We start from the raw sequence: 22,683 nt of genomic DNA, 5'->3' as shown, positions 1-22,683 counted from the left end.
GTGCACCAATTATTGCTTCTGCTCGTCCATCTTCGCCTTGAGCAACGCACCCAGACTGGTGGTGCCCGTCGCGGCGGAGCTCTCGGCGGCCAGCTTCTGCATGGCATCGGAGGTCTCGGCTTGATCCTTGGCTTTGATCGACAGGTTGATCGAACGGGACTTGCGATCCACGTTGATGATCATCGTCTCGACTTCCTCACCTTCCTTCATCACGGTGGTCAAGTCGTCGATACGGTGCGGAGCGGCTTCAGACACGCGCAGGTAGCCTTCGATGTCATCGCCCAGCGAAATCACGGCACCACGCGCATCCACCGTCTTTACGGTGCCGCGCACGAGGCTGTTCTTGTCGTGGGTGGCGATGAAGTTGGTGAAGGGGTCCCCATCCATCTGCTTGATGCCAAGCGAGATACGCTCACGCTCGACGTCGATGGCCAGCACCACGGCCTCGACTTCGTCACCTTTCTTGAAGCGACGCACGGCTTCTTCGCCTTGCTCGGACCACGACAGGTCGGACAGGTGAACCAGACCGTCGATGCCACCATCCAAACCGATGAACACACCGAAGTCGGTGATCGACTTGATCTGACCGGAAACCTTGTCGCCTTTCTTGAAGTTCATGGCGAACTCGTCCCACGGGTTGGCCATGCACTGCTTCATACCCAGCGAGATACGGCGACGCTCTTCGTCGATGTCGAGGATCATCACTTCCACCTCGTCGCCCAGCTGGACGACCTTGTTCGGGTGGATGTTCTTGTTGGTCCAGTCCATCTCGGAGACGTGCACCAGACCTTCGATGCCCTGTTCCACTTCCACGAACGAGCCGTAGTCGGTGATGTTGGTGACTTTGCCGAACAGACGGGTGCCGGTGGGGTAACGACGGGCGATGCCCACCCACGGATCTTCGCCGAGCTGCTTGAGACCCAGCGACACGCGGCAACGCTCGCGGTCGAACTTGAGCACTTTGGCTTCGAGTTCGTCACCGACAGCAACCACTTCCGACGGGTGACGCACACGACGCCAGGCCAGGTCGGTGATGTGCAGCAGACCGTCGATACCACCCAGATCCACGAACGCGCCGTAGTCGGTGATGTTCTTGACGATGCCTTTGACGACCATGCCTTCGGCCAGGTTCTCGAGCAGCTTATCGCGCTCTTCACCCATGGTCTCTTCAAGCACGGCACGGCGCGACACAACCACGTTGTTGCGCTTGCGGTCGAGCTTGATGACCTTGAATTCGAATTCTTTACCCTCGTACGGGGCGGTGTCTTTAACAGGACGCATGTCGACCAGCGAACCCGGCAGGAAGGCGCGGATACCGTGGGTCATGACCGTCAGACCACCCTTGACACGACCACTGACCACACCGTTGACCAGCGTGCCTTCGTTGAGCGCGAGCTCAAGGTCGTTCCAGGCAGCGATGCGCTTGGCTTTGTCGCGGGACAGGCGGGTTTCGCCGTAGCCGTCTTCGAGTGCGTCAATGGCAACCTGGACGTAGTCGCCTTCTTTAACTTCAAGTTCGCCGTGATCGTTGCGGAACTCTTCGATCGCAACGTAGCTTTCGGATTTCAAGCCAGCGTTCACGACAACGAAGTTCTGATCGATGCGGACCACCTCGGCGGTGATCACCTCGCCCGTGCGCATTTCCTGCAGCGCAAGGCTTTCCTCGAACAGCTCGGCAAAGCTTTCCATGGACATTTCAGGAGTGGGAATGGACATAAAAAAAGACCTGGTGCTGCCACAAGGACAGCGGGTTAGTTAATAAACACACCGGCCAGAGGGCCGGAATACGTTTGAGCCGGCGCGCCGCTCAGGCGATGCGCTCGGCAACAAACCGGACTGCTTCATCAACCGTCATGTCTGAGGTTTCAACAAGCACTGCGTCCGGCAGTTTTTTCAAAGGGGCCACACTTCGCGCCGCGTCTCGCGCATCACGCTCAGAAAGCTCCTGAGAAAGACTGTCAATGTTAGCAGGCAAACCCTTTTCCATCAACTGCTTATAGCGCCGTTGTGCCCGCGCCTCGACCGAAGCGGTCAGAAAGAATTTGCTGGATGCATCCGGAAAAATCACCGAACCCATATCGCGCCCTTCCGCCACAAGGCCTGGCGCTTGGCGATAGGCGCGCTGGCGCTCCAGCAGGGCATCGCGCACCGCCGGAATGGCGGCCACTTTTGAGGCCATGGCGGCGCATTCTTCACTACGGATTGCGTCGGTCACATCCGCACCCGAGAGCAGGATTTTTCCGCCCACGAACTCGGCCGGCAGGGTCTCTGCTACCGCCGCGATTGCTGCGTCGTCGGTCACACCACCGCGAATCGTCGCCAACGCCACCAAGCGATAGAGTGAACCGCTATCGAGATAGTGGTAACCCAGCGATTCGGCCACGCGCGCGGCGACTGTCCCCTTGCCCGACGCCGATGGGCCATCAATGGCAACGACGGGGACGGGGGAAGCAATGCTGCGATAGGCGTCAAAGTAGCCTGGGAAGGTTTTGTTCACACAGGCCGGGTCATTGATGGTGACGCCAGTGCCCGCCAAGGTGACCAACGAGAAACACATCGCCATGCGATGGTCGTCGTAGGTGTCGATAGCGGCATGGCGCAGCGTCTGCGGTGGCGTGACCCGCAGCGAATCGTCAAATTCCTCGACCTCGACACCGATCTTGCGCAACTCGGTGGCCATCGCGGCAATCCGGTCGGTTTCCTTGACCCGCCAGCTGGCGATATTGCGCAAATGACACGGGCCATCGCAGCGTACCGCCATCACCGCGAGCGTCATCGCGGCATCAGGGATGTGGTTGAGATCCATGTCGAAGGCTTTTAGCCGTCCGCTGGCAGGCGCACTCGCCTCGATCCAGTGCTCGCCCATGGTGATCTGCACACCAAGCTGCTCAAGCGCTTCAGCAAAGCGCACATCACCCTGGATGCTGTTGCGCCCCACCCCCTCGACACGGACCGGGCCACCGCCCATCGCACCGGCAGCCAGGAAATACGAGGCCGACGAGGCATCACCTTCGACGTGAATGTCACCCGGGCTGCGATAGCACGCGCCGCCCGGCACGGTAAATCGCTGCCAGCCTTCGCGCTCGACCTGCACGCCGAAACGTGCCATCAGATTCAAGGTGATCTCGATGTAGGGCTTGGAGATCAGTTCGCCAACGACTTCAATATGGACGGCAACGCCGGTCAGCGGTGCGGCCATCAACAAGGCGGTCAGAAACTGGCTGGACACATCGCCACGCACCGACACGGTTCCGCCGGCGCGAATCGTACCTTTGCCGATCGTCAGCGGGGGGTAGCCCGGGTTGCCGGTGTAGGTCACCGCGGCGCCCAGTTGCGACAAGGCATCCACCAGATCACCGATCGGCCGCTCATGCATGCGCGGTACGCCCGACAGCCGGTAGTTGCCGCCCGACAAGGCCAAGGCTGCAGTCAGCGGACGGAAGGCCGTGCCGGCGTTGCCGAGAAACAGATCGGCGTCAGCCACCGGAAAGCGCCCTGCGACGCCATCGACCACAAAACAGTCCGCAGCCACATCGTGCTGCCAAGGCACACCGAGCGTGCGCAGCGCGTCGAGCATGCGCTCGGTATCGTCTGATTGCAGCAAGTCGTGCACTCGGGTCTGCCCGTCGGCCAGCGCAGCCAGCAGCAGCACCCGGTTGGAGATGCTTTTCGAGCCCGGCAGGCGAACCGTGCCCGCAGCCCGGATCATCGGGGCAAGATCAAGGGTTTCCACGTTGCGACATCCGTATCAATCAAGAAGGAAAGGTTTTCTCGGCCCAGCGGTTGCGTGCCTCGCGCGCCTCGCCAAACAGGGTTTCGAGGCTGGCGCCATCGCCCGACATCAAGAGTGCGCGCAGATAGGCCAGCTCGCCCAGATACTGGTCCAACTCGGCCGTGAGCGCGTGGCGATTCGCCATGCAGATGTCTCGCCACATTTCAGGGTGACTGCCGGCAATGCGCGTGAAATCGCGAAAACCACTGGCCGCAAAGCTGAAGAGCTGTTCGGCATTGGCACGACCGGCCAGATCATGCACCAGGCCAAAGGCCAGCAAATGCGGCAGATGGCTGACCGCGGCAAATACGCGATCGTGGTCTTGCGGACTCATCTCACGCAACGACGCACCGCAAGCGGCCCAGACTGCACGCACCCTCGCCACCGTCGCCGGATCATTCTCTGGCAAGGGCGTGACAACGACATTGCGCCCACGATAGAGCGTCGAAAACGCCGCGTCGGCACCGCTTTTTTCAGCACCCGCAATCGGATGTGCCGGCACCACATGCATCAGGTGGGCGTCCAGATGGGCGTAAATGGCCTCGATCACATCACGCTTGGTGCTGCCGGCATCAGTCACAACAGTGCCGGGCGCCAGATGCGGCGCCATAGCCGCCATCACCGCATTTGCCTGACCGACCGGCATGGCCAGAAGCACGAAGTCGGCGCCGCTCAGGGCCGTTGCCCAATCCAGCGCGACTTCATCAATCACGCCGAGCGTTTTCGCACGCTCCAGCGAGGCTTGCGTGCGCCCGACACCGACCACCCGCTCCACCATTCCGGCCGACTTCAAGGCCAGCGCAAACGAGCCGCCGATCAGGCCAACGCCACAAACTACCAGCCGTCGAATCGGCGCCTCTGGCAATACATCCATCAGCTCAGTGCCTGCTGCAAGGCCGAGATGAATCGGGCGTTTTCTTCGGGCAGACCAATCGATACCCTGAGCCATTGCGGCATGCCATAGCTGGCGATCGGGCGGACGATCACGCCTTGCGCCAGCAACTTGCGGTTGATCTGATCACCGTCACCCACCTTGACCGTAACAAAGTTGCCCCAGGACGGGATCCATTCCAGCGACATGGCGCGGAACGCGTCGGTCAATTGCGCCATGCCCCGACGGTTGAGGGCCGCGCTCTTGGCCAGAAACTCTTCATCCCGCAGCGCGGCGGTCGCGGCCGCCAAGGCCAGGCTATTGACGTTGAACGGCTGACGCACCCGGTTGAGCAGATCGATCACGCTCGGGTGCGCCAAACCATACCCGACCCGCAACCCGGCCAGCCCATACGCCTTTGAAAAGGTGCGCGACACCAGCAGATTCGGGAAACGCGCCAGCCAGCCGATGGCATCATAGCGGTCGTCGTCCGACAGGTATTCAGTGTAGGCCTCGTCAAGCACCACCAGCACCCGCTCGGGGATCTTTTCGAGGAAGGCCTCGATCTGTGGTCCTGACAGGAAAGTACCGGTGGGATTGTTGGGGTTGGCAATGAAGATCACGCCGGTTTTGTCGGTCACGGCGGCCGCCATGGCGTCGAGGTCGTGGCCAAAATCCCTGGCTGGCACGGCGACGGGCTTTCCGCCGACCGCCATCGTCGCCAAGGGATAGACCGCAAACGCGTGCTCGGAGAACACCGCTTCGGAGCCCGGCGTCAAGAAAGTGCGTGCCACCAATTCAAGCACGTCATTCGAGCCGTTACCCAGCACGATGCCACTCATCGGCACGCCAGTGCGTTCCGACAAAGCAGCCTTCAGCGCGAAGCCATTGCCGTCCGGATAGCGGGCCAGCTCGAGCAGCGCCCGCGCAATGGCCTCTTTGGCCATCGGGCTGATGCCGAGCGGGTTCTCGTTCGAGGCGAGCTTGACGATGCTCGCCTCGACCAAACCCATCTCGCGCGCCAGCTCGGAAATTGGCTTACCCGGTTGATAGGGAGAAATGGCCCGAATGTAGTCCGGCGCCCGATCGGCGATTGGCATGACGACGTCTCCTGAATAGTGCTTTTCTAGTTTGTGCTTGTCCTGCTGCGCCTCGGCATTCAGAGCGCGGCGACCGGATAGGACCCCAGCACCTTCACGAAGCTCGCGTTGCGCTCGAGATCGGCCAGGGCTGCGACCACTTTCGCCTCGCTCTGGTGGCCTTCAAAATCGATGTAATAGACGTATTCCCACAGGCCAGAACGCGCCGGACGCGATTGCAGCTTGCTCATGCTCACCCCATGCTCGGCCAGCGGCTGAAGCAGGCGGTGCATGGCCCCGGCGCGGTTCGGCGTGGAGCACACCAACGAGGTTTTATCCTTGCCGGAAGGGCCCGCGTCATGCGGGCAGATCACCAGGAAACGCGTGGTGTTGTTGGGGTCGTCTTCGATATTGCCGGCCAGAATGTTCAAGCCATACAATTCGGCTGCCGCTTCGCCGGCAATGGCCACCGACTCCGGATCCTCCGCCGCCAGGCGCGCGGCCTCGGCATTGCTGGCCACGGGCACACGGGGCAGCGAGGGCAGATTTCGGTTTAGCCACTCCTGACACTGCGCCAGGCTCTGCGCATGCGAATAGACTCGTCGTGCGGCACCCAGGCCGTCGGCCTTGGACATGAGGTGCTGGTGAATGCGCAGCTTGACCTCGCCGCAGATCTTGAGCGGGTTAAGCAGCAGCAGGTCAAGCGTGCGGCCGATGGCGCCTTCGGTGGAATTCTCGACCGGCACCACGCCGTAGTCGACGCTACCCGCCTCGACCGAACGGAATACATCGTCGATGGCGAGCATGGGCATGAAGGTCGGCGCGCTGCCGAAGTGCTTGCGCGAGGCGCTTTCCGAAAAAGTGCCCGCCGGCCCGAGATAGGCCACCTTGAGCGGCTGCTCAAGCGCCAGGCAGGCCGACATCAATTCGCGAAAAATCCGCTGAATCGCCGTCGACGGCAAGGGGCCGGGGTTTGCGTCGGCCAGGCGCCGCAGGACCTGGGCTTCGCGCTCCGGGCGATAGATATTGCCCTGCTTGATCTCACCCACCCGCTGGGCGAGCTTGCCACGGCGCGACATGCTGGCCAGCAGTGCATCGTCAATCGCATCGATTTCGTTGCGCAGTTTGAGCAGTTCCTGCTCTTCGCTCATCCCTTCAGCCATCACCCGTTCCGCCTTTCAAAGTCCCGCATGAACTCGACCAACGCTTCGACGCCGGCCATCGGCATCGCGTTATAAATGGAGGCACGCATGCCACCGACTGATTTATGCCCTTTCAACTGCACCAGACCGGCGGCCGAGCTCTGCTCGAGAAACGCGGCATTGCGCGACTCATCGGCCAGGAAAAACGGGACATTCATACGCGAGCGATAGCGCGGGTCGATACGGTTCTGGTAGAAGTTGCTCTGATCGATGAAGCCATAGAGCCGGTCGGCTTTTTTGATGTTGATCGCCTCAATGGCCTCAACGCCGCCCTGGGCGCGCAGCCACTGGAAGACCAGACCTGCGATGTAGATCGCGTAGGTCGGCGGCGTGTTGTACATGGAATTGTTGTCGGCCACCAACTTGTAATCGAAGGCCGACGGGCAATCCTTGTGGGCACGGCCGAGCAGATCCTCGCGCACGATGACGATGGTCAGCCCGGCTGGCCCGATGTTTTTCTGCGCGCCACCAAACAGCACGCCGTAGCGCGACACGTCCACCGTGCGCGACAGGATGTGCGACGACACGTCAGCCACCACCGGTACCTCGCCGCGGCCGATGGTGCGCAGATCGGGGTCGAAGCCGAACTCGACACCATCGATGGTTTCGTTGGTGCACACAAACAGGTAGGCCGGGTCGTCCGACAGGCGCCAGTCGCTCAGAGCGGGCACCGTGTTGTACGCGCCAGCTTCGGTCGCCGCCGCGATGTTCACATCACAATAGCGCCGCGCCTCTTTCTGAGATTTGGCCGACCAGGAACCGGTCACCACATAGTCGGCGCCGGCTTTGTCGCCAAGCAGGTTCATCGGCACCAGCGCATTTTCGGCAATCGCGCCGCCCTGCATGAACAGGATGCGGTAATTCGATGGCACCGCCAGCAGCTCGCGCAGATCGGCTTCGGCCTGATCGTAGATCGACTGAAAAGCCGGGCTGCGATGGCTCATTTCCATCACGCTCACGCCCGTGCCGTGCCAGTCGAGCATTTCTTCGGCCGCGCGACGCAACACAGACTCGGGCAGCGCCGCAGGACCGGCGCTGAAATTGAACACGCGGGACATCACTCTGCTCCGTCTGCACCGTCTTCCGATGGGGCCTCAGCGGCCCCGTCCGTCTCGGCCGGCGCATCCACTGCTGCTGCGGCGCCCTCGACTCCCTCGGTCACATCCATGGCCTCATCGAAAAACGCATCATCGTCTTCGGTTTCTGCCACCGGCTCGATGCCTGCCAGATAGGTGCCGTCATCGAGCGAGATCAGTGTCACGCCCTGAGTTGAACGCCCCATCTCACGAATATGCTCGACCTTAGTGCGAATCAGCACACCACCGGTGGAGATCAGCATGATCTCGTTCTCTGGTTTGACCAGCACGGCGCCCACCAGCTTGCCGTTACGCTCGGAAGACTGGATGGCAATCATGCCCTTGGTACCGCGACCATGGCGGGTGTATTCGCCGATCGGGGTGCGCTTGCCGTAGCCATTGACCGTAGCGGTGAGCACCGACCAGCTTTCGTCGTCGGCCACCAGCATGCTGATCACCTGCTGACCCGACTCGAGCATCATGCCGCGCACGCCGCGCGCCGTGCGGCCCATCGGGCGCACATCGGTTTCAACAAAACGCACCGCTTTGCCCGCATCGGAGAACAGCATCACATCGCACTGGCCGTCGGTAATTGACACGCCGATGAGGTAATCATCCTCGTCCAGCCCGACGGCGATGATGCCGGCCTTGCGCGGGTTGGAGAAGTCGGACAGCGGGGTTTTCTTGACCGTGCCGCGCGAGGTCGCCATGAAGACGAAGTGGTCCTCATCAAAGGCTTTGACCGGCAACACGGCGGTGATCTTCTCGCCCTCGAACAGCGGGAACAGGTTCACGATCGGCTTGCCGCGCGAGTTGCGCGTGCCTTCGGGCACCTCGTACACTTTGAGCCAGTAGGCGCGGCCGCGGTTCGAGAAGCACATGATCGTATCGTGGGTGTTGGCCACGAACAGGCGGTCGATGAAGTCATCGTCCTTCATCGCAGTGGCCTGCTTGCCCCGACCGCCACGCCGCTGGGCCCGGTAGTCGGCCAGACGCTGGCGCTTGAAGTAGCCGGTGTGCGACAAGGTCACCACCATGTCTTCAGGCGCGATCAGGTCTTCTATATTGATATCGGAGGTGTCCATAACGACCTCCGAGCGGCGCTCGTCGCCGTATTGTTCGCGAACCGCAGCCAACTCTTCCGCGATGATGCTGGTCACACGCTCGGGCCGCGCCAGGATATCGAGTAGATCGGAGATGGTTTCCATCACCTCGCGGTACTCCGACAGAATCTTGTCCTGCTCCAGACCGGTCAGTCGCTGCAGGCGCAGTTCGAGAATGGCTTGCGCCTGTGCATCGGACATGCGGTAGCCATTGTCCTGCAAGCCGAATTCTGGCGGCAGGCCGGCCGGGCGGAAACTGTCGCGATCGGCCACGGCACGTGCCAGCATCTCTTCGACCAGCGGCGAGCGCCAGATACGGGTCATCAGGCCCTGCTTGGCTTCGGCCGGCGTCGGCGCCGCCTTGATCAGCGCGATCACCTCGTCCACATTCGACAACGCAACCGCCAAACCCTCGAGCACATGGCCGCGTTCGCGGGCCTTGCGCAGTTCGTAAATGGTGCGACGCGTGACTACTTCGCGGCGGTGCTGCAAGAAACAATCGAGCAGCTGATGCAGGTTAAGCACTTTCGGGCGGCCATCGACCAGCGCCACCATGTTCATGCCGAAGGTGTCCTGCAACTGCGTTTGCTTGAACAGATTGTTGAGCACCACCTCGGGCACTTCGCCGCGCTTGAGCTCGATCACCACGCGCATGCCGGACTTGTCCGACTCGTCGCGGATCTCGGAGATGCCTTCGATCTTTTTCTCGTTAACCAGCTCGGCGATACGCTCAAGCACCGAGCGCTTGTTCACCTGGTAGGGCATCTCATCGACGATGATCGCCTGACGATTGCCGCGTTCCAGATCTTCGAAGTGCGTCCGCGCCCGCATCACCACCCGGCCGCGACCGGTGCGGTAACCATCATGCACGCCGGAAAGACCGTAAATCAGAGCGGCCGTCGGGAAGTCCGGCGCCTTGACGATCTTAATCAGCGCTTCAATATCGGTGTCCGGCTCATTCAGCAACAACAGGCAGGCATCGATCACCTCGCGCAGGTTGTGCGGCGGAATGTTGGTCGCCATGCCCACGGCGATACCCGACGAACCATTGATCAGCAGGTTCGGGATCCGCGCGGGCAGCACCGCCGGCTCGCGTTCCTTGCCATCGTAGTTGGGGACGAAATTGACCGTCTCTTTATCGATATCCGACAGCAACTCACTGGCCACGCGCGCCTGACGACACTCGGTGTATCGCATGGCCGCCGCATTGTCGCCATCAATGGAGCCGAAGTTACCCTGACCATCGACCAGCATGTAACGCAGCGAAAAATTCTGCGCCATGCGGACCAGCGTATCGTAAATGGCCGAGTCGCCGTGCGGGTGATACTTACCCATCACCTCACCAACCACCCGCGCACACTTCACATAGGGCCGGTTCCAGGCATTGTTGGCCTCATGCATGGCAAACAACACGCGCCGGTGCACCGGCTTGAGACCGTCCCTGGCATCCGGCAGCGCCCGCCCCACGATCACGCTCATCGCGTAATCGAGGTAGGCATGACGCATCTCTTCCTCAAGGCTGATCGGAAGGGTCTCTTTTGCGAATTGATCCATGGCTGTCAGCGGGCCTGAAAAGGCGGCATTCAAAAGAGGGAAATCTTACCACGTCACGCCCCGCCTTCTCCCCCTCTGACAGCGACGTCACACCACCTAAGAGCACAGACCCCCAACACGACCCCACCCCGGCGCGGCGCGGCCGACTTGATCTTTATCGATCACCGGGCTTGAATGCCACCTCCACTCATCAATCCCTGAGCGAACAGACGCCATGAGCGAACAGGTCGACCTGCTGATCAGCGCCCGCTGGGTAATCCCCGTCGACGCCACCGACGCCACGCTGGAACATCACAGCATCGCAATACACAAGGGGCGTATCGTTGCCGTTCTGCCCAGCAATATTGCGCGGGAGCGTTACCACGCCACCACCGAAACCCGCCTGCCCGATCATGTGCTCATCCCGGGCCTGATCAACCTGCACACACACGCCGCCATGACACTCATGCGCGGCATTGCCGACGACCTGCCCCTGATGACCTGGCTGCAAACGGCGATCTGGCCCACCGAGGCCCAACACGTCAGCCCGGCCTTCGTTCGCGACGGCACCCTGCTGGCCGCGGCAGAGATGCTGCGCGGAGGCATCACCACCTGCAATGAAATGTACTTCTACCCCGACGCTGCGGCCGCCTCCTTCGACGCTTTGGGCATGCGCTGCGTCATCGGCATTACCGCCATCGATTTCCCGACCTCCTACGCCGCCAGCGCCGACGAATACCTCAGCAAAGGACTCGCTGCGCGCGACGCCTGGCGAGGCAACCCGCTGGTGCGATTCGCTTTGGCACCCCACGCCCCCTACACCGTCTCCGACACCACCTTTTCGCGCATCGTCAGCCTGTCCAACGAGCTGGACCTGCCGATTCATATTCACATTCACGAAACTGCGCAGGAAATCGAAGACAGCCTCAAACAATACGGCGAACGCCCGCTCGAACGCCTGGCCCGCCTCGGCTTGGTCGAAAGCCAACTCATCGGCGTCCATGCCGTGCATCTCACGCCGAGCGAAATCGAGACACTCGCACGACACGGCTGCGCCCTCGCGCACTGCCCCACCTCCAATATGAAGCTCGCCTCCGGCATCGCCCCGGTGGCCGCCGCACTCGCCCACGGCATTCCAATCGGGCTGGGCACCGACGGCGCCGCCAGCAACAACCGGCTCGACATCTTCCAGGAAATGCGCATGGCCGCGCTGCTCGCCAAAGTCAGCACACAGGACGCCGCCGCCATCCCGGCGAAAACCGCCTTGCGCATGGCGACACAGCATGGCGCCAAGGCCCTGGGGCTGGAAAACGACATCGGCAGCATCGAAGTTGGCAAGTGGGCCGACCTCTGCGCCGTCGATCTGTCACCATTTGAAACACAACCCTGCTTTGACCCCGCCTCACATCTTGTATATTGCGCAGGCCGCGAACATGTGTCGGACGTCTGGATTGCTGGACAGGCGCGTGTTTCCAATAAACAAGTGTTGCAAAAAGCAGACAATGAATTGCTTGGCGTTGCACGCGTATGGCAGAATAAGGTCGGTAGTCGTTTCGACTAGTACCGCGACAAAGACCGCGGAACTTTCACCGTTCAACCTTGCCCTGTGACGAGGAACATATGATCAAACAAATGAAAAAGCATCTCATCATGGCGGCCGCCGCTGCCGCACTTAGTGTCTCCGCGTCGGCAGTCATGGCCGACAACCACGGTGACATCACAGTGACTGGCCAAGGTGACATCCCCTACGTGATCGACGGTCGTAACGTCGTTGCCCGCAGTGGCACCAACCTGTGCTGGCGCACAGGCTACTGGAGCCCGGCTGCCGCTTCCAGCGTCCTGGCTGGCGAGTTCCCGGTTGGCTGCGGGTGTGATGGCGACATCGTCCCGAAAGACAAGTGCGTAGCCCCGATGGCTGCCGCTGCCAAGCCCATGGCCGCTCCGGCGCCGGCACCCAAGCCCACTGCAAACAAGGTCAAACTGGCCGCTGATGCGCTGTTCGACTTCGACAAGGCCGTCCTGAAAGCAGAAGGCAAAGGCAAGCTGGACAAACTGGCTGCTGAAGCCGGTTCGCTGAAGCTGGAAGTGATCCTGGCTGTTGGTCACACCGACCGTCTGGGTTCCGCTTCTTACAACCAGAAGCTGTCCGAGAAGCGTGCTGCTGCTGTCAAGCAGTACCTGGTCAGCAAAGGTGTTGAAGCCAACCGTGTTTACACCGAAGGCAAGGGCGAATCCCAGCCCGTGACCACCAACTGCAACCAGAAGAGCCGCAAGGCCCTGATCGACTGCCTGCAGCCGGATCGTCGCGTTGAGATCGAAGTTATCGGCTCCAAGTAATTTAGCCCGCTTCGACTGAAAAAGCCCCGCAACCGCGGGGCTTTTTCTTTTCATGCTATCGTTTCGCCACCCTATATTTCGCAAGCCTTTCGCCATGAACGCAGACCCCTCCGAACTTCAAAAATTCGGCGACATGGCCCACCACTGGTGGGATCCCGAATCGGAGTTCAGACCGCTCCACGAAATCAATCCGCTACGCCTGGACTGGATCGACAGCCTCTTCCCCCTGCAAGGCAAAGTCGTGCTGGATGTCGGTTGTGGAGGCGGCCTGCTCTCCGAAGGCATGGCAGCGCGTGGCGCCCAAGTCACCGGAATCGACCTCGGAGAAAAAGCACTCAGCGTCGCCAAACTCCATCTCCACGAATCCGGCCTCAACGTCGACTATCGGCTCATCAGTGCCGAAGCAATGGCACTCGAAATGCCCGCCCAGTTCGACGCCGTCACCTGCCTGGAAATGCTCGAGCACGTCCCCGACCCGGCCAGCATCGTCAAAGCATGCGCCACGCTCGTCAAGCCCGGCGGCCATGTGTTTTTTTCGACGCTCAACCGCAATCCGAAATCCTATCTGCTGTCCATCATCGGCGCCGAGTATCTCCTCCGCATGCTCCCGCGGGGCACGCACGACTACGCAAAATTCATCAAACCCTCGGAACTGGCTCGGCACTGCCGATCAAACGACCTGGCGCTTGGCGAACTGACTGGCCTGACCTACAACCCGCTGACACGCGCCTACGCCCTCAGCAAGGACACCGACGTCAACTACCTGATGCACACCCGGCGCCATGTTTGAGGCCGTCCTGTTCGACCTCGACGGCACATTTGCCGATACGGCGCCCGATCTCGGGGGCGCGCTCAACGTACTGCTGGCCGAAGACGGCCTGCCAGTACTGCCACTCGCGACACTCCGACCCCACACTTCATCCGGCACCCGGGGCATGCTGCGTATCGGTTACGGCGTCACCCCCGACTCCACCCAATTCCCCGAGCTTGCGAAGCGCTTCCTGACCCACTACGCCAACGCCCTGTGCGTCGGGTCCAGACTCTTCCCTGGCATCGAAACACTGATCTTCGCCCTTGAAGCCGCGGGTACGCCATGGGGCATCGTCACAAACAAACCCAGGCGCTTCACCGAGCCGCTCGTCAATGCACTCCCGCTGGGATCGCGCGCAGCCTGCGTTGTCAGTGGCGACACCACCCCAAACCCCAAACCCGCCCCGGACAGCCTCCTGTTTGCCTGCCAGGCGCTGAACGTCTCCCCCGCCAGAACTCTCTACGTCGGTGACGACCTGCGAGACATCACCGCCGGAAAAGCCGCCGGTATGCCTACCGCCGCCGCCAATTGGGGGTATCTGGGGGTCGACCACCCGATCGAAACATGGGGCGCCGACTGGATCGTCGACACGCCTGAAGCGCTACTTCACGTTCGACTTCAAGACTCATGCTAAACTGCAGGGGCTTGAAGTCTGGGGCTACCGTTCCCATATAGCACTTCAAGGGGCCGACTTGGCTTCGACGTGGGTCGCAAAGCAATTGAGTGCATACCGAGGTCCAGTTACCTCGTAAATCAGCTGGAAACAAACTAAACGCCAACGACAAGCGTTTCGCACTCGCCGCTTAATCCCGGTGGGCGCTGCCCCGACAGGTTCCTGGGTCGGATGATGGGGTGAAAATCCTTTCTTGCAGTGTCATTTACAGGAACTCGTGGATGCGTCGGGTTACTTGGCGCATCTCCTAAAACCAAGGTAACTCGTTGCGGGACGGCCCGTCCGTCGGCCAACCCCCGTGATTAAATCCAAATAGACGGGACAAGTATGTAGAGCTCATTGTGGAGGGCTTGCGGACGGGGGTTCGATTCCCCCCGGCTCCACCACACACTTTCCGGAACATCCGGACAAAACCAGAAAATCTGAAATCAGATTTTCTGGTTTTTTTTATGCTTTCGTTTGTCTACATTCACCTGGGTATAGAACAAACCGCCGGCATACCACCACGCTGAACGCATGCCCCCGCGCAATGTCGGGTTTCCCCAGCCCGCTCAAGCAGCCCCGAAGGCCACGCCGCTAAAACGCTCATGCGCCATCGTTGTGCGCCGCGAGATTCAGCAAATGGCCGATCATCTGCTCGGCAGCGGGCGACCTCTGTCTGCCTTTGCGCTCAAGAATGCAGATCCGGCGCTCGACACGTGGCGCATTCAACGCCAAACGCTGTAGCGCGCCGGCAAACACCGCTGGCAAAGCGCTCGAGGGCAGGACGGCATTGCCTTCGCCGTTCTCGACAAGGGCCATCGCGGTGCTCATGAACGATACCTCGTAGGCCGGCACCGGATCCAATCCGATCTGTCCGAACGCCGAATCCGTGAGACGGCGAATACTGGTGCCCCGTGCCATGGCGATCAAGGGCTGGTCGGCCAGTTCGGACCAGGCCAGCGCCTTGCGTGTCGCCTTGAATTTCCCCTTTTGAACGACGGCCACCAAGGTGTCCGTCAGCAACTCGGTCGCGATCAGATCGTCCTCGCCGGGGACCGCGAAACCCAGCGCAAAATCCGCTTCACCGGTTTTGAGCGACTCGACGACCACATCCGCGACACCATCCCGGATCACTACCCGTACGTTGCGATACTCGCGGCGGAAGCTTGCGACCGCCTCGGCCAACAAGCCCGACGCGAGGGACGGCAACGCCGCCACGGTCACCCGACCCCGACGGCAGTCCGCATAGTCGTGAAGCTGACTCAGCCCCTCGTCGATCTCTCCGAGGACCCGGCGTGCCGTTTGAAGCATTTCATGGCCGGCGGGTGTCAGTTCAACCTTGCGCGTCGTCCGGTGAAAGAGCTTCAACGCCAGCACCTCTTCCAGTTGCTTGACGAGCAAGCTGAGCGCCGGTTGCGACAAGCAGATCCGGCTGGCGGCGGCGGAGAAGGTGCCCTCCTCCGCGATCGCCACCAGGGCTTGAAGCTGGCGCATGTCGAGATTTATTCGTGCCATAAATAAACCTATGCAATCATTAAAATTGTTTTATATAGGCGACTTTGCTTCAATCACCCCATCGCGTCAATCGCACTTCGAAGGGGTGAGGACTTGCCCAAGGAATCGCTACTGATCGGCTGCGGCGCCGGCTTTGCCGGTGACCGTCTGGACGCGGCCCTGCCGGTCGTCAGGGAACTGATCGCGCAAGGCAAACCCGCCTGCCTGATCTTCGAGACCCTGGCCGAGCGCACGCTGGCCCTGGCGCAGCTGCGCCGTCGTCAAGATGTCGAGGGCGGCTACCTGACGACGCTGGCGGAGTTGCTGGCCCCAGTGCTGGCCGACTGCGTGGCCCACCGCATCCCCATCATTGGCAATTTCGGAGCCGCCAATCCGGCCGCCGCGGCACGACGCATCCTCCAGCTGGCGACTACGCTCGATTGCGGCCCGATCAAGGTCATGGCCGTCACCGGCGACGATCTGCTCGGCCGCATGCGCGCCGACGAACTGCTCGCCATGCCGTTCAGCCCGCCCACGCAGATCGCACGATCGAGCCTGGTGTCGGCCAACGTCTACCTCGGCGCCCAAGGTATTGCCCAGGCGCTCGCCGCGGGTGCAGACGTAGTGGTAACCGGCCGCGTGGCCGATCCGGCGCTGGCGCTCGGCCCGCTGGTGCATCACTTCGGCTGGCGCTGGGACGACTGGGACCGGCTCGCGGCGGGCGTGCTCGCCGGCCATCTGCTCGAATGCGGCGCACAGGTCACCGGCGGCTATTTCGCCGACCCCGGGGTCAAGGATGTGCCGAACCTGGCCGCGGTGGGCTACCCGATCGCCGAGATCGCGGCCGACGGCGCCCTCGTCATCGGCAAGCCGTCGGGCACCGGTGGCATGGTCTCGGAACGCACGGTCAAGGAGCAGATCCTGTACGAGATCCACGACCCCTCGGCCTACCTGACGCCCGACGTCACGCTCGACCTGTCCGGCGTCACGGTCGAGCAGGTCGGGCCGGACCGGGTCCGGGTCACCGGCGCGGCCGGCAAACCGCGGCCAGCCACGCTCAAGGGCACGGTCTGCTTCGATGGCGGCTGGCTGGGCGAAGGCGAGATCTCCTACGCCGGCCCCAACTGCCGCGCACGCGGCCTGCTCGCCATCGATATCCTGCGCGAGCGACTGTCGGCGCTTGCCTTGGCGGTCGAACGTCATTTCGACCTGATCGGCGTCGCCAGCGTGTTCAACGATGCCGACGGGCGCTGGCTCGACCAGTGCCCCGCGCGCGAGATCGACGACGTGCGCGTCCGCCTGGCCGTGTCGGGCGCCGAGCGCCGTGACGTCGAGCGTGCCCTGCAGGAAGTCGAAGCGCTCTACACCGCCGGGCCGGCGGGCGGCGGCGGGGTGCGCACCCATGTCACGCCCTTGATGAACTCGACCTCGGTCTTCGTGCCGCGCGAGGCCTTCGCGCCGCAGATCGAGACGCTGGAAGCCTGATCATGACCGCTGAAGACTTCGTCGACGTCCCGCTCCATCAGATCGCGCATGCACGCACCGGCGACAAGGGCAACCGCATCAACGTCGCCGTGTTCTGCTACGACCCGGCCGTCTATCCGTACCTGGCCGAGCAGCTCACCGAAGCGAAAGTGCTCGCCTGCTACGGCCATCGCGCACCGTCCGCGGTCACGCGCTACCTGGTGCCCAATCTTGCCGCCTGCAATTTCGTCATCGACGACGTGCTGGCCGGTGGCGTGAACAACAGCCTTTGCCTCGATCGCCATGGCAAAGGGCTTTCCTACCTGCTGCTGGCGATGACCATCCGCCTGCCTCGCCAATGCGTGGCCGGGCGCTGATCCCTTCGGAGGAGACAACCATGAAAACCCATCCATCGCGCTTCAAGCCTGCCGCCCTGATCCTGGGCGCGTCCCTGCTCACCGTGTTTCACGGCGCGGCCGTCGCCCAGTCGAGCCGCCTGGCGATCGGCACCACCTCCTCGTCGTCGAGCCACTATGGCTACTTCGTGGCGGTCTCGCAGATCGTCAACAGCCGCGTCAAGGGCGTGGACACCTCGGTGGTCGAAACCGGCGCCACCATGGACAACCTGCGCCGCATGGATCGCCGCCAGGTCGACCTCGGCCTGGTCACCACCAACGTGATCCACCATGCCAACGCCGGCACCGGCGATTTTGCCGGCAAGCCGAGCAAGAGCCGGCTGCTGTGGATCTACTCCATCGCGCCGCAGAACGCGGTAGTGCGCAAGGATTCGGGCGTGAATTCGTTCGCCGATCTGGCCGGCAAGAAATTCAACACCGGCCTGAAGGGCTCAGCGACCGAAAAAACCACCGACGCGGTGTTCGCCCTGCTCGGCATCACGCCCGACGTGGTGCGCGGCTCCACTGGCGAGATCGTCGATGCGGTCAAGGACAACCGGGTGGTCGGCTATGTGAAGTCCGGCGCCGGTCTCAAGCTCGACGCCTCGACCCGCGAGATCGCCACCTTCACGCCGATCAGCGTGCTCGGCCTGGACGACGGCCAGAAGGCCAAGATCGCCAGCGCCATGCCCGAACTGTCGATCGTCGACGTGCCGGCCGATGCGCAGACCAAGCTGCCCGCCTATTCGACCTGGGGCTTTGGCGTGGGCGCCGCGGCCGCACCGGAGCTGGACGAAAACATCGCCTACCAGATCGTCAAGGCGGTGTGCGAGGACAAGGACATCCAGGCCGCCGCCTTCGGCGAAGTGGCCGGCGTCGACATCGCGCAAATGACGCTCAAGTACGCCTCGTCGCCGCTGCATCCCGGCGCGGTACGCTACTTCCGCGAGCGCGGTCTCGAGGTACCGGCCCGTCTGATCGCCCCCTGAGGATCGCGCCATGGACACGCTCCGACACAAGGCCGTCATGGCCGTTGCCCTGGTGCTGAGCCTGTTCGTGCTCTACACCTCGGCCTTCGGCGTCCTCGATGCGCTGGTGCAGCGCTCGACCTTTCTCGCCCTGGTGGTGGTGCTCGCGCTGCTGCGCTATCCGCTGGGCGCGGGCAAGGCATGGCGGCCGCTCGGCGCTGTTGTCGACCTGGCGCTCGGCCTCGTCGCGGTCGGGTCCTGCGCCTGGATCGCGACACACTCCGACCAGATCATGGACTCGCTGCCGACCGCCGGCCTGCTGGAGATCGCCATGGCGGCCTCGCTGATCGTGGTCATCCTGGAGATGTCGCGGCGTGCGATCGGTCTCATCTTCCCGTCGATGGTGTTGATCGGCCTGCTCTACGCCCTGCTCGGCAGCTATATCCCCGGCCGGCTCGGCCACCGCGGCTTCGACATCTACTTCATGACCGAGACGCTGCTGTTGGGCGACATCGGCATCTGGGGCTCGCTGCTCGGCGTTGCCGCCACCATCATCGCGGTGTTCTCGCTGTTCGGCAGCTTCTTGCTGCACTCCGGTGGCGGCGCGGCGTTCATGGACATCGCCTTGCGCGTCAGCGGCCGCTCGACCGGCGGCGCGGCCAAGATCGCCACCATCGCCTCGGGCCTGTTCGGCATGGTCAGCGGCAGCGCGGTGGGCAACGTCGCCACCACCGGCACCTTCACCATCCCGCTGATGAAGCGGCTCGGCTATCCGGCCGCGCTCGCCGGTGCCGTGGAGGCCGTGGCCTCGACCGGCGGCCAGCTGGCACCGCCGATCATGGGCGCGGCCGCCTTCATCATGGCCGAGATCATCAGCGTCGACTATGTCACCATCGCGCTCGCCGCCATCCTGCCAGCCGCCCTGTTCTACATCGGCGTCTTCGGCACGGTGCACGTCACCGCCCGCGAACAGCGGCTCGGACAGGTACCCGACGACCAGATTCCGGCCTGGGAGAGCATCCTGAAGATGCATCGGCTGGCGCCGATCGCCTGCGCCTTCGTCGGCCTGGGGATCGGCATCACCAACGGCAATTCGATCCAGACCTCGGCCTTCTTCGGCATCGCCGGCACCGTGATCGGCGTGGCCATCGGGCGCCTGTGGCCCGCGCGTGGCGGAGACGACGAGACGCGCGAACCGGTCACGAAGCAGCTGCGCTCCGCGCTCGACGACGGCGCCAACAGCCTGGTCGTGGTCGGCGTGCTGCTGGCCGGCGCCCAGATCCTGGTGGCGATGATCAATCTTACTGGCATCGGCGTGACGCTCTCGTCGATGATCGTCGGCGAGGCCACCGCTTCGGTGCTGGCGGTCGGCCTGATCGTCGCGGCCATCTGCATGATCATGGGCATGGGCATCCCGACCACCGCCGCCTACGTGCTGGTGGCGGCGACGCTCGCCCCGGCGCTGGTCAAGGTCGGCGTCAGCCCGCTGGCCGCCCACATGTTCGTGTTCTACTTCGCCACGCTGTCGGTGATCACCCCGCCGGTGTGCGTGGGCGTCTTCGTTGCCGCCGGCATTGCCGGCGTGGGCTGGACCCAGGTGGCGCGCCATGCGGTCTCGCTTGGCGCGGTCACCTATGTGATCCCCTTCCTGTTCCTGCTCTACCCGGGCATGCTCACGCCGGGCTCGGCGGTGGAGTACATCGAGGCGGCCTTGTCGGGCGTGGTGTTCGTGACCGCCTTCGCGCACCTCTTCGGCGGCGCGCAGATCACCGGCCGGCGCCTCATCGACATCCCCGCCTGGCTGGGCGTGGCGCTGGCGGCCATCTATCCGCACGAGGCCGGACTGGTCATCGGCATCGCCGCGGTGCTGGCCCTGATGTGGCTGAGCCGGCGTCGTTATCCGGCAGCCAATGCCTGCTGAGCGGCCGGCCCTGCCCGGCGCCCCGACGCCTCGCCATCGCGGGTGACGGCGGTTCTCCGCCGCGCGCCACCCCATGACCGCGGTACCATGGGGGCTCGCCGTGCCCTGCGCCGGCGCCCCCGGAGGGATCCATCTTGACGAGCGCCCCCACGGAAAATCCGTCCGCCCTCGCCCCGCTGCGCGACGCAGTCTTTCGCATGCTCTGGCTGGCCTGGCTGACCGCCAATGTCACCATGTGGATGAACGAGGTCGCCTCCGCCTGGCTGATGACCTCGCTCACCGACAGCGCCTTCATGGTCGCCATGGTCCAGGCGGCCTCGACCCTGCCGGTGTTCGTTCTGGGCCTGCCCAGCGGCGCACTCGCCGACATCGTCGACCGGCGCCGCTACTTCGCCGTCACCCAGGTGTGGGTCGGCGTCATTGCCATCATTCTCGCCGCCCTGTCCTTCGCCGGGCAGCTGAGCGCCCCCCTCCTGCTCATGCTCACCTTCGCCAACGGTATCGGCATGGCGATGCGTTGGCCGGTGTTCGCCGCCATCGTGCCTGACGTAGTGCCCCGAGCCGACCTGCCCGCGGCGCTGGCCCTCAACGGCATCGCCATGAACATGTCGCGGGTGATCGGCCCGGTCATCGCCGGTGCGCTGCTGGCCAGCGTCGGCAGCGCCTATGTCTATCTGCTCAACGCCGTGCTGGCGGTCATCGCCTTCATGCTGATCCTGCGCTGGCGCTCCGAACCGGTCGTCAGCGCCCTGCCCGGCGAGCGCTTCTTTGCCGCCATGCGCGTCGGCCTGCAGCATGTGACGCAGTCGCCGCGGATGCGCGTGGTGCTGATGCGCATCTTCCTGTTCTTCCTGCAATCGGTTTCGCTGACCGCGCTGCTGCCGCTGATCGCGCGCCGCCTCGGCGACGGCGGCCCCGGCGCGTTCACGACACTGCTGGTGGCGATGGGCGGCGGCGCGGTCGTGATGGCGCTGAACCTCACCCGGCTGCGCCAGCGCATTCGGCGTGACGCGATGGTCTATTGGGGCGTCTGCGTACATGCCGTCGCCGCCGTCGCGGTGGTGCTCGCGCCTACGCTGTGGCTGGCCGTGCCGGCCATGGCGGTGGCCGGCATGGCCTGGATCGCCACCGCCAACTCCCTGACCGTGGCCGCCCAGCTGGCCCTGCCCAACTGGGTGCGCGCACGCGGCATGTCGATCTACCAAATGGCGCTGATGGGAGGCAGCGCGGCCGGCGCCGCGCTGTGGGGTTATGTCGCCAATGTGAGCTCGGTGCCGACCAGCATCATCACGGCGGCCGTCATCGGCCCGCTGGTTCTGTTGCTGACGCGCCATCACGGCGCCGGCGGTGTGGTCGACGAAGACCTGACGCCCACCCCGGTGAGCGCCACCGCCCCGCCGCCGGTGATCGACATCGCCCCCAACGAAGGGCCGGTGATGGTGACCGTCGAATACCTGATCGACCCCGCCCAGGCCCAGGCCTTCAACGCCGTGATGCAGCTGACGCGGCTCGCGCGCCTGCGCCAGGGTGCGCTGTCCTGGGGCCTGTTCCGTGATACCTCGCTGGCGGGCCGCTACATCGAGTACTTCCTCGACGAAAACTGGATCGAACACCAGCGCCGCCTGGCGCGCTTCACCGCTGCCGACATCGGGCTGCGAAATCGCCGACTGTCCTTCCATATCGGCACCGAGCCGCCCCGAACGCGGCGCTACATCGGCGAGCCGATCCGAGGGTTTGGCACACCGGACGAAAGCTGACCGAGCTGCGTCATTCGGCCAGATAAGCGCCCAAAAATCGTGGCCCTTGTGCGCAATACGATCGAGCACGGAGCCATCGGGATCGCTGAATAGCTTCATTGTCATGCGCCGCACGGCATGGGCCTGAAGCGTCGAGGCCATGCACACGCGCCACCGCGTTTCATGCGATGCCCGGGCCGCCCCGGGGGTGCCGTTTGCCCCCCGGTGAGATACGATGGAAAGCTTTGAAGCCGGCGGGCGCAGGC

Annotated in this window: 17 protein-coding genes and 1 other RNA gene; 10 read left to right on the top strand and 8 right to left on the bottom strand. The window is 63.4% G+C overall.

Annotated features, from left to right (window positions below):
- Positions 1 to 9 precede the first annotated feature (9 nt).
- From rpsA to gyrA, 7 genes are all read right to left on the bottom strand, one after another.
- Positions 10 to 1,689: a 30S ribosomal protein S1 gene (gene rpsA, locus FHP91_RS14645; RefSeq protein ID WP_144179992.1), complete on the bottom strand. Its 1,680-nt coding sequence runs from the start codon at positions 1,687 to 1,689 to the stop codon at positions 10 to 12.
- A gap of 118 nt (positions 1,690 to 1,807) precedes the next feature.
- Positions 1,808 to 3,733 carry a bifunctional 3-phosphoshikimate 1-carboxyvinyltransferase/cytidylate kinase gene (locus tag FHP91_RS14640; RefSeq protein ID WP_144310302.1) on the bottom strand — a complete coding sequence of 642 codons (1,926 nt, stop codon included), beginning with the start codon at positions 3,731 to 3,733 and terminating at the stop codon, positions 1,808 to 1,810.
- A 19-nt stretch (positions 3,734 to 3,752) separates the two neighbouring features.
- The gene (locus tag FHP91_RS14635) at positions 3,753 to 4,646 is read right to left on the bottom strand and encodes a prephenate dehydrogenase (RefSeq protein WP_144310301.1); all 894 of its coding nucleotides are present in this window, start codon (positions 4,644 to 4,646) and stop codon (positions 3,753 to 3,755) included.
- Entirely contained in the window at positions 4,646 to 5,743 is a 1,098-nt protein-coding gene (gene hisC / locus FHP91_RS14630; protein ID WP_144310300.1) for a histidinol-phosphate transaminase, read from the bottom strand. Before hisC ends, FHP91_RS14635 begins: the two co-directional genes overlap by 1 nt.
- Positions 5,744 to 5,802: 59 nt before the next feature.
- On the bottom strand, positions 5,803 to 6,885 hold the full coding sequence (pheA, locus tag FHP91_RS14625) for a prephenate dehydratase (protein ID WP_391527573.1): 1,083 nt from the start codon (positions 6,883 to 6,885) through the stop codon (positions 5,803 to 5,805).
- Positions 6,885 to 7,982 (bottom strand): 3-phosphoserine/phosphohydroxythreonine transaminase, encoded by a 1,098-nt coding sequence (serC, locus tag FHP91_RS14620; protein ID WP_144310299.1) that lies wholly within the window; start codon positions 7,980 to 7,982, stop codon positions 6,885 to 6,887. The genes pheA and serC overlap by 1 nt, the downstream gene beginning before the upstream one ends.
- Positions 7,982 to 10,657, bottom strand: coding sequence for a DNA gyrase subunit A (gene gyrA, locus FHP91_RS14615; RefSeq protein ID WP_144310298.1), 2,676 nt, complete (start codon positions 10,655 to 10,657; stop codon positions 7,982 to 7,984). Before gyrA ends, serC begins: the two co-directional genes overlap by 1 nt.
- A gap of 214 nt (positions 10,658 to 10,871) precedes the next feature.
- Between gyrA and FHP91_RS14610 the strand changes: the two genes are divergently transcribed.
- The 5 genes from FHP91_RS14610 to ssrA all read left to right on the top strand — a co-directional run bounded on the left by FHP91_RS14610 (position 10,872) and on the right by ssrA (position 14,843).
- Positions 10,872 to 12,197 carry a TRZ/ATZ family hydrolase gene (locus tag FHP91_RS14610; RefSeq protein ID WP_144310297.1) on the top strand — a complete coding sequence of 442 codons (1,326 nt, stop codon included), beginning with the start codon at positions 10,872 to 10,874 and terminating at the stop codon, positions 12,195 to 12,197.
- Between the two features lie 59 nt (positions 12,198 to 12,256).
- Positions 12,257 to 12,973 carry an OmpA family protein gene (locus FHP91_RS14605; RefSeq protein ID WP_144310296.1) on the top strand — a complete coding sequence of 239 codons (717 nt, stop codon included), beginning with the start codon at positions 12,257 to 12,259 and terminating at the stop codon, positions 12,971 to 12,973.
- Positions 12,974 to 13,067: 94 nt separating this feature from the next.
- Entirely contained in the window at positions 13,068 to 13,763 is a 696-nt protein-coding gene (gene ubiG / locus FHP91_RS14600) for a bifunctional 2-polyprenyl-6-hydroxyphenol methylase/3-demethylubiquinol 3-O-methyltransferase UbiG (protein WP_144310295.1), read from the top strand.
- On the top strand, positions 13,756 to 14,418 hold the full coding sequence (gph, locus tag FHP91_RS14595; protein ID WP_144310294.1) for a phosphoglycolate phosphatase: 663 nt from the start codon (positions 13,756 to 13,758) through the stop codon (positions 14,416 to 14,418). Before ubiG ends, gph begins: the two co-directional genes overlap by 8 nt.
- A gap of 49 nt (positions 14,419 to 14,467) precedes the next feature.
- Positions 14,468 to 14,843, top strand: a transfer-messenger RNA (tmRNA) gene (ssrA, locus tag FHP91_RS14590).
- Positions 14,844 to 15,042: 199 nt separating this feature from the next.
- On the opposite strand, the gene FHP91_RS14585 is transcribed toward ssrA, so the two are convergent.
- Positions 15,043 to 15,954, bottom strand: coding sequence for a LysR family transcriptional regulator (locus FHP91_RS14585; RefSeq protein WP_144310293.1), 912 nt, complete (start codon positions 15,952 to 15,954; stop codon positions 15,043 to 15,045).
- Between the two features lie 93 nt (positions 15,955 to 16,047).
- Between FHP91_RS14585 and FHP91_RS14580 the strand changes: the two genes are divergently transcribed.
- From FHP91_RS14580 to FHP91_RS14560, 5 genes are all read left to right on the top strand, one after another.
- Positions 16,048 to 17,418: an acyclic terpene utilization AtuA family protein gene (locus tag FHP91_RS14580; protein ID WP_144310292.1), complete on the top strand. Its 1,371-nt coding sequence runs from the start codon at positions 16,048 to 16,050 to the stop codon at positions 17,416 to 17,418.
- A 2-nt stretch (positions 17,419 to 17,420) separates the two neighbouring features.
- The gene (locus FHP91_RS14575; protein ID WP_144310291.1) at positions 17,421 to 17,774 is read left to right on the top strand and encodes an AtuA-related protein; all 354 of its coding nucleotides are present in this window, start codon (positions 17,421 to 17,423) and stop codon (positions 17,772 to 17,774) included.
- 20 nt (positions 17,775 to 17,794) lie between these two features.
- Positions 17,795 to 18,781, top strand: coding sequence for a TAXI family TRAP transporter solute-binding subunit (locus FHP91_RS14570; RefSeq protein WP_144310290.1), 987 nt, complete (start codon positions 17,795 to 17,797; stop codon positions 18,779 to 18,781).
- A 10-nt stretch (positions 18,782 to 18,791) separates the two neighbouring features.
- Positions 18,792 to 20,681, top strand: a complete 1,890-nt coding sequence (locus FHP91_RS14565; RefSeq protein WP_144310289.1) for a TRAP transporter permease — start codon at positions 18,792 to 18,794, stop codon at positions 20,679 to 20,681.
- Positions 20,682 to 20,815: 134 nt separating this feature from the next.
- A complete protein-coding gene (locus FHP91_RS14560) occupies positions 20,816 to 22,438 on the top strand; it encodes an MFS transporter (protein ID WP_246116322.1) in 1,623 nt (540 codons plus the stop codon).
- The last annotated feature ends 245 nt before the right edge of the window (positions 22,439 to 22,683 follow it).

Source organism: Denitromonas halophila, assembly GCF_007625155.1.
Lineage (GTDB): Bacteria > Pseudomonadota > Gammaproteobacteria > Burkholderiales > Rhodocyclaceae > Nitrogeniibacter > Nitrogeniibacter halophilus.
Note: the sequence above shows the minus strand (reverse complement) of the source record. Positions and strands in the feature narration are given on the sequence as shown.

Excerpts from the sequence above, each read along its gene's own strand:
- FHP91_RS14585 (WP_144310293.1), bottom strand. The coding sequence starts at position 15,954 with ATGGCACGAATAAATCTCGACATGCGCCAGCTTCAAGCCCTGGTGGCG.
- FHP91_RS14575 (WP_144310291.1), top strand. The coding sequence starts at position 17,421 with ATGACCGCTGAAGACTTCGTCGACGTCCCGCTCCATCAGATCGCGCAT.
- rpsA (WP_144179992.1), bottom strand. The coding sequence starts at position 1,689 with ATGGAAAGCTTTGCCGAGCTGTTCGAGGAAAGCCTTGCGCTGCAGGAA.
- hisC (WP_144310300.1), bottom strand. The coding sequence starts at position 5,743 with ATGCCAATCGCCGATCGGGCGCCGGACTACATTCGGGCCATTTCTCCC.
- gyrA (WP_144310298.1), bottom strand. The coding sequence starts at position 10,657 with ATGGATCAATTCGCAAAAGAGACCCTTCCGATCAGCCTTGAGGAAGAG.
- FHP91_RS14610 (WP_144310297.1), top strand. The coding sequence starts at position 10,872 with ATGAGCGAACAGGTCGACCTGCTGATCAGCGCCCGCTGGGTAATCCCC.
- serC (WP_144310299.1), bottom strand. The coding sequence starts at position 7,982 with ATGTCCCGCGTGTTCAATTTCAGCGCCGGTCCTGCGGCGCTGCCCGAG.
- FHP91_RS14565 (WP_144310289.1), top strand. The coding sequence starts at position 18,792 with ATGGACACGCTCCGACACAAGGCCGTCATGGCCGTTGCCCTGGTGCTG.
- gph (WP_144310294.1), top strand. The coding sequence starts at position 13,756 with ATGTTTGAGGCCGTCCTGTTCGACCTCGACGGCACATTTGCCGATACG.
- FHP91_RS14605 (WP_144310296.1), top strand. The coding sequence starts at position 12,257 with ATGATCAAACAAATGAAAAAGCATCTCATCATGGCGGCCGCCGCTGCC.
- FHP91_RS14635 (WP_144310301.1), bottom strand. The coding sequence starts at position 4,646 with ATGGATGTATTGCCAGAGGCGCCGATTCGACGGCTGGTAGTTTGTGGC.
- FHP91_RS14570 (WP_144310290.1), top strand. The coding sequence starts at position 17,795 with ATGAAAACCCATCCATCGCGCTTCAAGCCTGCCGCCCTGATCCTGGGC.
- ubiG (WP_144310295.1), top strand. The coding sequence starts at position 13,068 with ATGAACGCAGACCCCTCCGAACTTCAAAAATTCGGCGACATGGCCCAC.
- pheA (WP_391527573.1), bottom strand. The coding sequence starts at position 6,885 with ATGGCTGAAGGGATGAGCGAAGAGCAGGAACTGCTCAAACTGCGCAAC.